Below are 12827 nucleotides of genomic sequence, written 5' to 3' on the forward strand. Positions count from 1 at the left end.
CGTTTTTGTGGTGACAGGAAACCGAAACGGCAAGAGGCCGTCTGAACGCGCCAAAACGGCTTTCAGACGGCCTCAAAACCTTTCGTCCGCGTTTTTTCAGACGGCCTCCGTGCATATCGCGCCGCGCGGCACGTTTTGCAGATTCCAGTTTGCCGCCGCCCAGTCGAGCAGGTCGCGCGGCTTGTCCACGGGCGGCGCGGGCGGCAGATTGAGATAGGCCGACACCTGCCGCAGCCATTCTTCGCGCCGCGCCAAATCCAGCGCGGGGGCGAGGGTCTGTTTCGACCACTTCTGCCCCCGCGCGTTCACCAGAAGCGGCAGGTGCGCGTATTGCGGCGTCGGCACGCCCAGGCAGCGTTGCAGCCAAATCTGGCGCGGTGCCGACACCAGCAGATCCTGGCCGCGCACCACGTGCGTTACCCCCTGCGCCGCATCGTCGGCCACCACCGCCAGCTGGTAGGCCCAAAAGCCGTCGGCGCGCAGCAGCACGAAATCGCCGATGTCGCGCGCCAAATTCTGCGCGTAATGCCCGACAATGCCGTCGTCAAAACCGATTTCCCCATCCGGCACGCGCAGCCGCCAGGCGGGCGTTTTGCCGTTTCCAGACGGCCTCTGCACCGCATCGCGGCAGCGGCCGCCGTAGACAAAGCCGTCTACCCCCGGCCGCGCCTCCGCCTGCCATTGGCGGCGGCTGCAATAGCAGGGATACACCGCCCCCGCCGCTTTGAGTCCGGCCAAAGCCGCTTCGTAAACGGCATAGCGGCGGCTCTGGTATTCGACCGCTCCGTCCCACTCGAAACCGAAGGCTTCCAGCGTGCGCAAAATATCGTCGGCCGCGCCCGCCACCTCGCGCGGCGGATCCAAATCCTCCATCCGCAGCAGCCAGCGGCCGCCGTTTGCACGCGCATCGGCATAAGACGCCAGCGCCGTCAGCAGCGAACCGATGTGTAAAAGCCCCGTCGGACTGGGGGCGAAACGGCCGGTGTAAGCCATCTGAAAACTCCGAAGCCGCCCGCAGGCGGCAAAACAGCGAAAACCGTTACATCCGCGCAACGTTATGGCGGCGGAATGCGCTTGTGTCAAAAAAAATCAAAATGATAACGGATTACGACGCGTATAATCCGCCCGCTATTTTAACCCGTGTTTACACATTAACATCAGGACAATCATGCTTCACAAACATTTCAAACTCAGCACCATCGCCGCCATGATTATTGCGGCAAATGCCGTTTACGCGCAATAAAACACTACCATCCCCCAATCCGAAGCAGATAATGCTAATGCCGTATCTTCTTCCGCCATCGAAACCGTTACCGTCACCGCGCAAAACCGCTCCACCCGCACCGAAAACCGCAATTCCTACACCACCTCCGCCATGCGCACCACCACCGGCCTGGCGCTATCGCCCAAAGAAACGCCGCAGTCGGTGAGCGTGATTACCAAGAAGCAGATTGATGAGCAAGGTATTTCCCGTATGGAAGATGCGCTGCGCAAAACCACAGGCATCAATGTTGTAGCCGACGGCGGCCGTTACCGCTACCAGTCGCGCGGTTTTTATATCGACCAGATTGAAGAAGACGGCATCTCCTCCACCGTACCCAGTGCGTCCACCAATATGTATCAAGACGCGTAAAGCATGTCCGATCTGGCGCTTTACGACCATATCGAAGTGGTACGCGGTGCTACCGGTCTGACCCAGGCCAACGGTGCGCCCGGCGGCACGATCAACGCCACGCGCAAGCGCCCGACCGCGAAAACACAAATCCAAGCCGAAGCATCGGTCGACCGCTTCGGTGCGGTACGCACGATGGGCGACGTATCCGGAAGCCTGAACGAAGCGCACACCCTGCGCGGCCGTGCCGTAGCCCTGCTGGAAAAAGACAACAACTTCAAAGACGATGTCGACGGTAAAAAAGGCCTGATTTACGGCATTCTTGAAGCCGATGCGGGCGAAAATACCAAAATTACCTTCGGCCTTTCCCATCAGAAAAAACACGAAACATTAGATCCTTCCGGTCTTTTGCTGTCCAAAACAGGCCAAGACCTGCATCTGCCGCGCGATACTTTCCTTGCTGCCGGATGGAATAAAGGCAGATTCGACAAAACCAACGTATTCGGCGAAGTCGAGCACCAATTTAACGACAATTGGAAGCTGACCGGCAAACTGGCCTATACCCACAACAAAAGCCATCAGGAATTGGGCACGCTGGCCAGCCGCCAAAGCACCGACAGCGACTACCAAGCCCGTATCGGCATCCTCAGCAAATACTTCGGCAGCAGCAACCTGTATGACTTCAGCACCAACCTGACCGGCAAATTCCATACTCTCGGCCGCAGCCATGATGTGTTCGTAACCTATTCCTACTCCAAGGAAAAAGGCGATATGCGCAATATCGATGCCAAAAAAGACAGCACGTTGGTGTATGACTTGCGCACTTTCCGTCCGAGCGACATCGCCTATCCCGACTGGAACAACAAAAGCTGGGACGGCGTAAGCGACACCCTCTACGTTACCAATATGCTCTCGGCCGGCGTACGCTTCAATCCGTTGGAGCAACTGCACATTCTTGCAGGCGGCAGCTATGCCAAATTCAAGAGCCATTATGTGGAAAACGCCACCCGCGCCAACGGTTCGCTCTACAACGAAGACACGCTGACCGAGCAAAAACATTTCACCCCTTATCTCGGCATCACGTTCGACGTGACGCCCAACCAGAGCCTGTATGCCAGCTACACCAGCATCTTTAAACCCAGCTACGGCAAAAAAGACAAGCAGGGCAACCAGATCAAGCCCAAAACAGGCAACAACCTCGAAATCGGCTGGAAAGGCGCATGGTATGCCAACCGTCTGAATGCCTCCGTCGCCCTGTTCCAAATCGACGAGAAAAACCGCCCGCTGAACATCAGCAAAGCGCAGGCGCAGGCCGAAGACCCCAGCGCGACACGCGGCTATTCCATCCCCTTCGGCAAAGTCCGCAGCCACGGTTGGGAAGCCGAAATTTCCGGCAAACTGACCGACAACTGGCAACTGTTTGCAGGCTATACCTTTAACACCAGCAAATACAAAAAAACCGAATCCGCATCGCTGCCCGAAGGTTTGAATTTCAGCACCCACACGCCCAAACACATTTTCCGTCTCTACACCAGCTACAAACTGCCTGTAAACAGCGGCAAATGGCAGATTGCCGGCGGCTTGGAAAGCCAGAGCAAAACCCAAAGCTCGCGCGGCATTAAGCAAGGCGGCTACACCCTGTGGAACGCCAACCTGCAATACAGGCCGTCTGAAAACGCCACCGTCAGCCTGATCGGCAGCAACCTGACCAACAAACGCTACTATCAGAACCAGGCCAACCGCAACGTTCTGGCAGGCAACTACTTGGGCGAGCCGCGCAATATCACGCTCAAATTCAACTACAAGTTCTAAACCCGCAGCAAAAGGCCGTCTGAAACCCGTTTTCAGACGGCCTCAAACCTTTTCAGACGGCCTCAACGCCGCCGCAAACACAATCAAACATGAAAACCCTCCGCCGCTTCCTTGCCCTTGCCGCCCCCTTCTGGCTGCGGCAAAACCCCTGGTACAACTGGCTGCTCTTGGCCGCCGTGGTCGGCTTCTCGCTGGCCATCGTCCGCGTCGGCGTGCTGATTACCGACTGGAACAAAACCTTCTACGACGCCCTGGCCGCCTTCGACGGCCGCGTCATGCCCGCGCTGATACTCGAATACCTTGTTTACATCACCCTGGTTACCGCCTTTGTCGCCTGCGGCAACTGGCTGCGCAAAGTCCTGCTCTTCCGTTGGCGCGAACACCTCACCGGCCAATTCCAAACCGACTGGCTCGGCGGCCACAAACACTACCGCCTGCAACTTGCCGGCGAGCCCGATAACCCTGACCAGCGCATCGCCGAAGACATCGCCCTGCTGTCGGAAAAAAGCATCGATCTTTTCAAATACTTCATTATGAACGCCGCCAAACTCGGCGCCTTTATCGAAATCCTGTGGCAGCTCTCCGGCGTGCAAACCTTCGTGCTGTTCGGCCACAGCATCACCGTCAAAGGCTATCTCGTCTGGATGGCGCTCGCCTACTCCGCCGCCTGCACCCTGCTCACCCACCTGATCGGCCGCAAACTGCAACCCCTGAACATCGAGCGCCAGCACCGCGAAGCCGACTACCGCGCCACCCTGCTGCGCGTGCGCGACCATGCCGAACAAATCGCCCTCTACCACGGCGAAAACGCCGAACAAGGCCGTCTGAACGCCCGCTTTGCCGCCGTTAAAAACAACTGGCGCAGCCTGATACGGCGCGAGTTCTACCTTGAAAGCTTCTCCGCCGCCTACCTGCGCCTGTCGATGTTCATCCCCATCATCGCCACCCTGCCCATGTACCTCGCCCACAGCATGAGCTTCGGCGACATGATGAAAGCCCGCAGCGCCTTCTCCAACGTCCAAGACGGCTTCGGCTGGTTTATGGACTACTACAAACGCATCATCGAATGGGCGGCCGTTGTCGAGCGTCTCGCCCACTTTCAGGCTGCCCTTGACCAAGTCCCCGCCGACAGCAGGCAGCCTGAAACCCTTGCAGACGGCCTGAACAGCGTAGGTCGGATTCCCGAATCCGACACCGCGCCCAATGCAGGCGAAACGTCGGATACAAGTATCCGACCTACTCAGCTTTCAGACGGACTTTCGGGATGTGTGCCCGCAGACACGCACGCGCTTACAGAAACCGCCAATCCCGCCAGCCAATCCGTCCCCTCCCCCGCCCGCGGGGGAGGGTTAGGGTTGGGGAAAACCGCCGACACACCCGCAAACCCTGTTTCTGCCGAAACCACACCCCCACCCCAACCCTCCCCCGCGCAAGCGCAGGGGAGGGGGCAGGTTTCAGACGGCATCACCAGCAGCCTGAATACCCAAAAGCAGCCTGAAAACTCCAACAGCGCCCCGCCGCTGCTCGCCATCCGCGCCTTAAACCTGCACACCGCCGAAGGCCGTCCGCTGCTCTCCGGCCTCAATCTCCAAGCCGCCGCGTGCCAATGGCTGCTGCTCGACGGCCCCAGCGGCATCGGCAAAACCACCCTGATGCGCACCCTTGCCGGCCTGTGGCCCTACTATTGCGGCAGCTTCATGCTCGGCAGCCGCCGCAGCCTGTTTCTGCCACAACGCCCCTACCTGCCGCAGGACACGCTCTACAAACTTATCTGCTACCCCGACGCACCGCAAGATAGCAGCCGCGAAAGCACCGTTGCCGACGCGCTGGAAAAAGTCAGCTTAGGCCGTCTGAAAGAACATCTGCACCGCGACGACGCCTGGTACAAAACCCTCTCCGGCGGCGAACAGCAGCGCGTCAGCATCGCCCGCGCCCTAATCGCCCGCCCCGACATCCTGTTTCTCGACGAAGCCACCAACCAGCTCGATGACGCCTCCGCCACCGCCCTGCTGTCCGTACTCAAAACCGAGCTGCCCGACACTCTCGTTATCGGCATCAGCCACCAACCGCCGGTAAAAGCCCTGTTCGACCGCCGCGAAGACTTGGCCACGTTTGCGGAAAACTGAAAGCAGCCTGAAAGCCGTTTTGCGGCTTTCAGGCTGCTTGTGATTGTGATGCTTATACGGGCGGCCGTCTGAAAATTTTTTAGGCTGCTTTTGGGCGTTCAGGCTGCCTGTGAGGCCGTCTGAAACCTGCTCCCTCCCCGCTAGCGGGGGAGGGAACCGGATTCGTGGTGGGATTGGCGGTTGCAGCGGTTTTATCGGATTCGAGAATCCGACTTGCGTCGTTTAGGCCGTCTGAAAGCCCAAATCGGAATTTTCAGATGGCCTCCGCTTTTTATCCGCAAAGGCCGTCTGAAAATAAGCACCTTTCCTGTAACCTTCAAAAAAGCTTCCCTTTTGCGCGGAAATGACGCCGTTTGGGCGGATTTGAGGCTTTGCCAAGACAGGAGGCCGTCTGAAAATTTTTCAGGCTGCCTTTGGATTTTCAGGCCGCTTTGGAGGTTGTCTGAAACCCGCTCCCTCTCCTGCGCTCGCGCGGGGGAGGGTTGGGGTGGGGGTGTTGTTTCGGCAGAAACAGTGTTCGCGGACAGGTATGCGCTTTGTACCCGCCCCGGCCTTCCCCCGCAGGCGGAGGAAACGGATTGAAGGCCGTCTGAAAAAACACAGGCCGTCTGAAACCCCGAATCAGGGTTTTCAGACGGCCTGTTGCGTGTTGCCGGGCAGGTCAGACTACGGCGTTGAGATAGCTCAGGGCGATAAAGCGTTTTTCCGTATCGAGGCCGGTGATTTTCAGTCTGACGGTGGTGCGCGGCGGCAGTTCGAGCGGGATGCCGGTGGCACGGGTGACGAGGGGCAGGCCGTTGATGCGCACGAGGTCTTCTTTTAATACGACGGCTTCGAGTTCGGCGGCCTGCTGCTGTTGCAGCCGGACGAGGCTCCAATAGTGTTCCATCTCGCGCTGGAAGTCCTGATAGGCGGTGTAGGCGGTGTCGAAGTCGCGCAGTTCGGCGAAGAGGGCGGCGTCGTTGCCGGTGTAGCGCGGTGCGGCGGCGGGGTCGATGAGCGACAGGAGCTGTTTTTGGTTGACGTAGTCGGCGGCGCGGCGCAGGGGCGAGGTGAACCAGCCGTAGTGTTGCACGCCCATGCCGACGTGCGGCTCGGAGCGGGTGCTCATGCGCACTTTGCCCAAGGCGGGCTGGACGCGGAAGAGGCCGCCCAAATCGGCTTCGTCGAGCATCTGCGCCCAGGTGCTGTTGGCGAGTATCATCATTTCGCTCACCAGTGTGTCGATGGGCGAGTTGCGCTCGCGCACGGTTACGGCAACCCGGCCGTCGGCAAGGATGTCGATGCCGTAGTCGTATTGTGCGGGGCGGTCGGGCTCGTATTTGCCGCGCTGTTTCTGCAATTCGACGGCCAGGCGGTAGAACCAGGCCATGTCGTCGTGGTGCGGGAAGGCTTGGCCGCCTTCTGTGCCGGTGTTGCGGTTGAAATGCGGCTCTATGGTTTGGATACGCAGGTTGTCGGCGATGAAGACGCGCTCGGTTTTGCAGACGGGATTGGATACCCGGAAGTGTTCGTCTACGTCGAAATAGATGCTGACGGCGGGTTGGGTTTTGCCTTCGTCGAGGCTGAATGCGGCAATCCAGTTGTCGGGCAGCATGGTGATTTTGCCGCCGGGGAAGTAGGCGGTGCTCTGGCGCTTGAAGATGATGCGCTCGATTTCGCTGTCGGGCGCAACGGCGAGGGCGGGGACGGCGATGTGGATACCGATGCGGCGGCGGCCGTCGGGCAGGGTCTGCACGGAGAGGGCGTCGTCCACTTCGGTGGTGGATTCGTCGTCGACAGAGAAGGCGGCAACACCTTCGGCTGCCGGCAGTTCGGGCAGCGGCGGCAATTCGGCGGCGGGCGCCTGCGTGCCTTCGGGGAAGTGTTGCAGCTCGAAGCCGTCGAGCAGGTATTGCGGCAGGGAGGTGACGGCGCCGGTTTGGCGGGCAAGCTCGTAGGGGCTGAGTTTGAGGGCGTCGGCGGCTTTGGCGAAGGCTTTGTAGGTGAGCGCCTGTTTGTCGGGCGCGTGCAGGATGGTTTTCAGGTCGGCGGCGATTTCAGACGGCATTTCTTTGTTTTTCAGCCTCGCTATCCAGCCTTCCATCATTTCGTCCTGCTGTTTTTTGCGTTCGACGGCCGCCAGTGCCTGTTTCAGGGTTTCGGCGGGCGCGGCTTTGAACACGCCTTTGGCTCTTTTGTAGAAATACATCGGCGCGGCGTAGAGGGCGACGAGGGTGGCGGCCAGCTCGTGTTTGGTCGGGGCGTGGCCGAAATATTCGGCGGCAATGTCGGCGGCGGAAAATTCTTCTTCGCCGCAGGTTTCCCATAAAAGATCGGTGTCGATTTGCGCCGCTTCGGCCTGCGCGCGTTCGAGGAAGGCGGCGGCGTCGCCGTCGAACTCGGCGAACACGTTGGCGGCTTTGACTTTGGTGCGCTTGCCGTGCAGGGTGTCGGCCTGGTAGGTGGCGTCGTTTTTCTGCACGACGGCGGCCACTTTGAACTGGCCTGATTCTTCGTAAAAGATGTTCATGGGTTGTGTCTGCGGACGGAAAAGGGGCGGATTATATAGTGGAATGAATTTGCACGCCTACGCCCGATCTTGCGGCAAGCGGATGCGCGAAGGCCGTCTGAAAAGCGGGCGCGGCGGCAAACCCGGCTTTTCAGACGGCCTTTATCGGAGGGAATCAGTCGGCGAACTGTTTTTTCATGCGTTCGCGCCGCTCCTGCGCTTCGACGGACAGGGTGGCGGTGGGGCGGGCAAGCAGGCGTTTGAGGCCGATGGGTTCGCCCGTGTCCTGACAGTAGCCGTATTCGCCTTCGTCGATCAGGCGCAGCGAGGCTTGGATTTTGTTCAGGAGCTTGCGTTCGCGGTCGCGGGTGCGCAATTCGAGGGCGTATTCCTCTTCCTGCGTGGCGCGGTCGGCGGGATCGGGGGCGGTTTCGTGCTTTTTCAGTTCGGCGGCGGTGTCGCTTGCGTTGTCGATCAGTTCGTCCTGCTGTTTGACGAGCAGTTCGCGGAAAAACGCGAGCTGGTCTTCGTTCATATAGTCATCTTCCGGGCCGTTCCAGTTGATGATGTCTTGTTCGGTCAGTTTGGCCATTTTGCTTCTCGTGCTGATTGTTCTTCGGAAAGTGCCGTGTTTTCAGTGTGCTGCGGCACGTCGTGCTGAAAAAAAAAGCAACCCGTCGAAAACGGGTTGCGCATCATAGCATGAAACAAACGGCGCTCCGCCGTTTTTCGTTTCGCTTACATTTTTACGGAACAGGTTTGCAGCCGTTTTCAGATTTCAGACGGCCTCAAACTGCCGCGCCAGTTCGCGCGAACGTTCGACACAGGCTTCGACGCCTGCGGCAATGGATTCGGCGACATGGCGCTCTTTGAAGGTTTCGACGGCTTCGTGGGTGGTGCCGCCTTTGGAGGTGACGTTTTGCCGCAATAGCGAAAAATCTTCGCCCGTCTGCGCCGCCAGCGCCACTGCGCCCCGGAAGGTGGCAAGGCTGAGTTTTTTTGCGTCTTCGCGGCTGAAACCCTGCTGTTCGGCGGCGGTTTGCAGGGCTTCGAGCAGATAGAAGACATAGGCCGGGCCGCTGCCGCTGATGCCGGTGATGCGGTGCATGCCGTCTTCGCTCTCGAGCCATACGGTTTGGCCGACGCTGTTCATGATGCGTTCGGCGGTGTCCCTGTCTGCCTGCGGCAGGCCGTCTGAAAACAGGCCGGAGATGCCCATGCCGATTTTGGCCGGCGTGTTGGGCATCACGCGCACGATGCGCCGCGTGCCGCCGAGCCAGGCCGACAGGGTGTCGATGCCCAAGCCCGCAGCCACCGACAACACCAGCGCGCCGCCCGTGTTCACGCCCGCGCAGGCGGCCTGCATATCCTGAGGTTTGACAGCCAGCACCAAAACGTCGTCCGCGCCCAAGTCGGGCAGGCTCTCAGACACGCTTGCGCCGAGCTCTGCCGCCAAACGCTCGCGCGTCTCTTGGCTGCGGTCGGCAAGGTGGACGCGGTATCCGCCCTGTTTCACCAGCCCGCCGGCGATGGCGGAAGCCATATTGCCGCCGCCGAGAAAATAGATGTTCATGTTTTACTCCTTTATGGTTAAGCGTATCTGCTTAGGTGCCGTTGAGGCCGTCTGAAAAGGGTTTCAGACGGCCTGCGGATATTCCCGCCGCCCGAATATCGCGCTGCCGATGCGGACATGGGTTGCGCCGCAGGCAACGGCGGTTTCCATATCGCCCGACATCCCCATCGACAACACGTCCGCCGCCACGCCCGCCGCGTTCAAATCGGCCAGCAGCCCGCGCATGGTGTCAAACTGTTTTTTCAAAACCTCTTCGTCCGCGCCCGCCTCGGCCACACACATCAAGCCGCGCACTTTGATATTGGGCAGCTTGGCCACCTCAACAGCCAGCGCAACCGCCTCTTCGGGCGGCACGCCGTGTTTGGCCGCTTCGCCTGCAATATTCACTTCGATGCACACCTGCAAAGGCGGCATTTCAGACGGCCTCTGTCCGCTCAAACGGCGCGCGGTTTTCAGACGGCCTATGGTGTGCACCCAGTGGGCGCGCTCGGCCACCTGCCGCGTTTTGTTCGACTGCACGTCGCCGATAAGGTGCCAGACAATATCGGGCAAACCGGCCAGCTCTTCGGTTTTGCCAAACCATTCCTGTATGTAGTTTTCGCCGAAATCGCGCTGACCTGCGGCATACACTTCGCGGATGTCGGCGGCGGGAAAGGTTTTGGACACGGCCACCAGATGCACGCTTTCAGACGGCCTCTGCGCGCGCTGCGCCGCTTCGGCAAGCCGCCGCACGGTCTTTACATAGTTCTGTTGCAGGGTTGACATGATTAGATGGTTGATTTGGAAGTTTTTTTGAAATTTCCGCAGATTTGCATGGAATAAAGCGGCGTTCTTATTTAAAATGCAGCGTTATTTTTTGCAAGAAATTGTAACTGAAAAAGACAAAGGCCACATTATGCAGATTACCGACCTACTCGCGTTCGGCGTGAAAAACAAAGCATCCGACTTACACCTCTCCGCCGGCCTGCCGCCGATGATCCGCGTGCACGGCGACGTGCGCCGCATCAACCTGCCGGAAATGAATGCCGAGGAAGTCGGCCACATGATCACTTCCGTGATGAACGATTTGCAGCGCAAAAACTACCAGCAAAACCTGGAAACCGACTTTTCCTTCGAGCTGCCCAACGTCGCCCGCTTCCGTGTCAACGCGTTCAACACCAACCGCGGCCCGGCCGCCGTGTTCCGTACCATTCCCAGCAAAGTGCTGACACTGGAAGATTTAAAAGCGCCGCGCATTTTCCAAAAAATCTCGGAAAACCCGCGCGGCCTCGTGCTGGTAACCGGCCCGACCGGTTCGGGCAAATCCACCACGCTGGCGGCGATGATCAACTATATCAACGAAACCCACTCCTCGCACATCCTCACCATCGAAGACCCGATCGAGTTTGTGCACGAGAGCAAAAAATGTCTGATCAACCAGCGCGAGCTGCACGAACACACCCACAGCTTCGCCAACGCCCTACGCTCCGCCCTGCGTGAAGACCCGGACGTGATTCTTGTGGGCGAGATGCGCGACCCCGAAACCATCGGCCTCGCGCTCACCGCCGCCGAAACCGGCCACTTGGTATTCGGCACCCTGCACACCACCGGCGCGGCCAAAACCGTCGACCGTATCGTCGACGTATTCCCCGCAGGCGAAAAAGAAATGGTGCGCTCCATGCTGTCCGAATCGCTGCGCGCCGTGATTTCGCAAACCCTGCTCAAAACCCGCGACGGCCAGGGACGCGTCGCCGCGCACGAAATCCTGATTTCCACCGCCGCCGTGCGCAACCTGATCCGCGAAAACAAAATCGCCCAAATCGGCTCGGCGCTGCAAACCGGCCAGCAATACGGCATGCAGACGCTCGACCAGTCATTGCAGGCTCTGGTGCGCACCGGCGTCATTTCCCAAGAAACCGCCCGCGCCAAAGCGCAAAACGCCGACTTTATGTAAACGGATAACGGAGAAAAAACATGAGCGACATCCCGCAAAACCTCGACGGCCTGCTGAGCGAAATCGTGTCCGACTATTCGGGCAGCGACAACCCGCACATCGATCAGGAAAGCCCTGCCGCCATCGGCCAGCACCTGCATCCTATTCTGGCGCGCATGTGCGAAGAAGCCGAAAAACGCGGCGCATCCGATATTTTCATCAGCTCGGGCTTCCCGCCTTCGGTAAAAATCGACGGCAACCTCATTCCTGTGCCGCTGCCCGCGCTGACTGCGGCCGACACCGAAAAAATCGTCGCCTCCACCATGAACACCGCCCAGCGCGAGGAATACCTGCGCAACCACGAAATCAACTATTCCGTGCAATCCAAGGGCAACGTGCGCTACCGTGTCAATTCCTACCACGAACAAGGCCGCTGCGGCCTCGTCATGCGCCGCATCAACACCGAAATCCCCTCCGTGGAAGACCTCGCCCTGCCGCTCAAACTCAAAGAACTCGTCATGCAGAAACGCGGCCTGCTCATCCTGGCGGGTGCGACCGGCTCCGGTAAATCCACCTCCATGGCCGCCATGCTCGACCACCGCAACCGCAACCTGCCCGGCCACATCATCACCATCGAAGACCCCATCGAGTATCTGCACGTCCCCCGCCGCTCCATCATCACCCAGCGCGAAGTCGGCATCGACACATCCAGCTGGGAAGTGGCCGTACAAAGCGCCATGCGTCAGGCGCCCGACGTCGTCTGCGTCGGCGAGGTGCGCGGCATCGAAAGTATGGAATACGCCCTGCAACTGGCGCAAACCGGCCACCTCTGCATCTTCACCATCCACGCCACCACCGCCAACCAAACCATCGAGCGTATCATGAACCTGTACCCCGAAGAGCGGCACAAACAGGTGCTCATCGACTTGGCGATGAACCTCGTCGGCATCATCGGCCAACGTCTCGTCGTCAAAAAAGGCGGCAAAGGCCGCACCGCCATCGTCGATTTGATGATCAACACCCCCGCCGTGCAGGATTTGGTATTCAAAGGCGATTTGATGGGCATCAAAGAACTGATGACGCGCGGCCAAGGCGACGGCATGCAAACCTTCGACCAGCACTTGTTCGACCTCTATGTCGCCGGCACCATCGACTACGACGAAGCCATCCGCCAGGCCGACTCCGCCAACGACCTGCGCCTGCGCATCCAGCTCTACGAAGAAGGCAACAAGCCCGACCACATCTTCGACCGCGTCAGCGACCTCAACCTCATCTGACACGGATGCTTTTCAGACGGCCTG

10 protein-coding genes are annotated in these 12827 nt (G+C 59.5%); 5 read left to right on the top strand and 5 right to left on the bottom strand.

What is annotated here, in order from left to right; translation table 11 throughout:
• Nucleotides 1-96 precede the first annotated feature (96 nt).
• Nucleotides 97-993 (bottom strand): tRNA glutamyl-Q(34) synthetase GluQRS, encoded by an 897-nt coding sequence (gene gluQRS, locus ACG2K1_RS12125; protein WP_009426825.1) that lies wholly within the window; start codon nt 991-993, stop codon nt 97-99.
• Nucleotides 994-1375: 382 nt separating this feature from the next.
• Here gluQRS and ACG2K1_RS12130 point away from each other — a divergent pair, with 382 nt between their 5' ends.
• From ACG2K1_RS12130 to ACG2K1_RS12140, 3 genes are all read left to right on the top strand, one after another.
• Nucleotides 1376-1633: a TonB-dependent receptor plug domain-containing protein gene (locus ACG2K1_RS12130; protein WP_395429508.1), complete on the top strand. Its 258-nt coding sequence runs from the start codon at nt 1376-1378 to the stop codon at nt 1631-1633.
• A 3-nt stretch (nt 1634-1636) separates the two neighbouring features.
• Nucleotides 1637-3424, top strand: coding sequence for a TonB-dependent siderophore receptor (locus tag ACG2K1_RS12135; RefSeq protein WP_395429509.1), 1788 nt, complete (start codon nt 1637-1639; stop codon nt 3422-3424).
• Between the two features lie 89 nt (nt 3425-3513).
• Nucleotides 3514-5550, top strand: a complete 2037-nt coding sequence (locus tag ACG2K1_RS12140) for an ABC transporter ATP-binding protein/permease (RefSeq protein WP_395429510.1) — start codon at nt 3514-3516, stop codon at nt 5548-5550.
• Between the two features lie 661 nt (nt 5551-6211).
• Here ACG2K1_RS12140 and ACG2K1_RS12145 read toward each other — a convergent pair.
• The 4 genes from ACG2K1_RS12145 to ACG2K1_RS12160 form a co-directional block, all read right to left on the bottom strand.
• On the bottom strand, nt 6212-8062 hold the full coding sequence (locus tag ACG2K1_RS12145) for a ribonuclease catalytic domain-containing protein (protein ID WP_395429511.1): 1851 nt from the start codon (nt 8060-8062) through the stop codon (nt 6212-6214).
• 154 nt (nt 8063-8216) lie between these two features.
• Nucleotides 8217-8633, bottom strand: a complete 417-nt coding sequence (gene dksA, locus ACG2K1_RS12150; protein ID WP_009426816.1) for an RNA polymerase-binding protein DksA — start codon at nt 8631-8633, stop codon at nt 8217-8219.
• 186 nt (nt 8634-8819) lie between these two features.
• Entirely contained in the window at nt 8820-9614 is a 795-nt protein-coding gene (proC, locus tag ACG2K1_RS12155; protein WP_009426814.1) for a pyrroline-5-carboxylate reductase, read from the bottom strand.
• A gap of 63 nt (nt 9615-9677) precedes the next feature.
• The gene (locus ACG2K1_RS12160) at nt 9678-10379 is read right to left on the bottom strand and encodes a YggS family pyridoxal phosphate-dependent enzyme (RefSeq protein WP_009426813.1); all 702 of its coding nucleotides are present in this window, start codon (nt 10377-10379) and stop codon (nt 9678-9680) included.
• A 130-nt stretch (nt 10380-10509) separates the two neighbouring features.
• Between ACG2K1_RS12160 and ACG2K1_RS12165 the strand changes: the two genes are divergently transcribed.
• Both ACG2K1_RS12165 and ACG2K1_RS12170 read left to right on the top strand, forming a co-directional pair.
• The gene (locus ACG2K1_RS12165; protein WP_036496460.1) at nt 10510-11547 is read left to right on the top strand and encodes a type IV pilus twitching motility protein PilT; all 1038 of its coding nucleotides are present in this window, start codon (nt 10510-10512) and stop codon (nt 11545-11547) included.
• Between the two features lie 20 nt (nt 11548-11567).
• Nucleotides 11568-12803, top strand: coding sequence for a PilT/PilU family type 4a pilus ATPase (locus ACG2K1_RS12170; RefSeq protein ID WP_094031054.1), 1236 nt, complete (start codon nt 11568-11570; stop codon nt 12801-12803).
• The last annotated feature ends 24 nt before the right edge of the window (nt 12804-12827 follow it).

The organism is Neisseria sp. 23W00296 (assembly GCF_044772855.1).
In the GTDB taxonomy this organism is placed as follows: domain Bacteria; phylum Pseudomonadota; class Gammaproteobacteria; order Burkholderiales; family Neisseriaceae; genus Neisseria.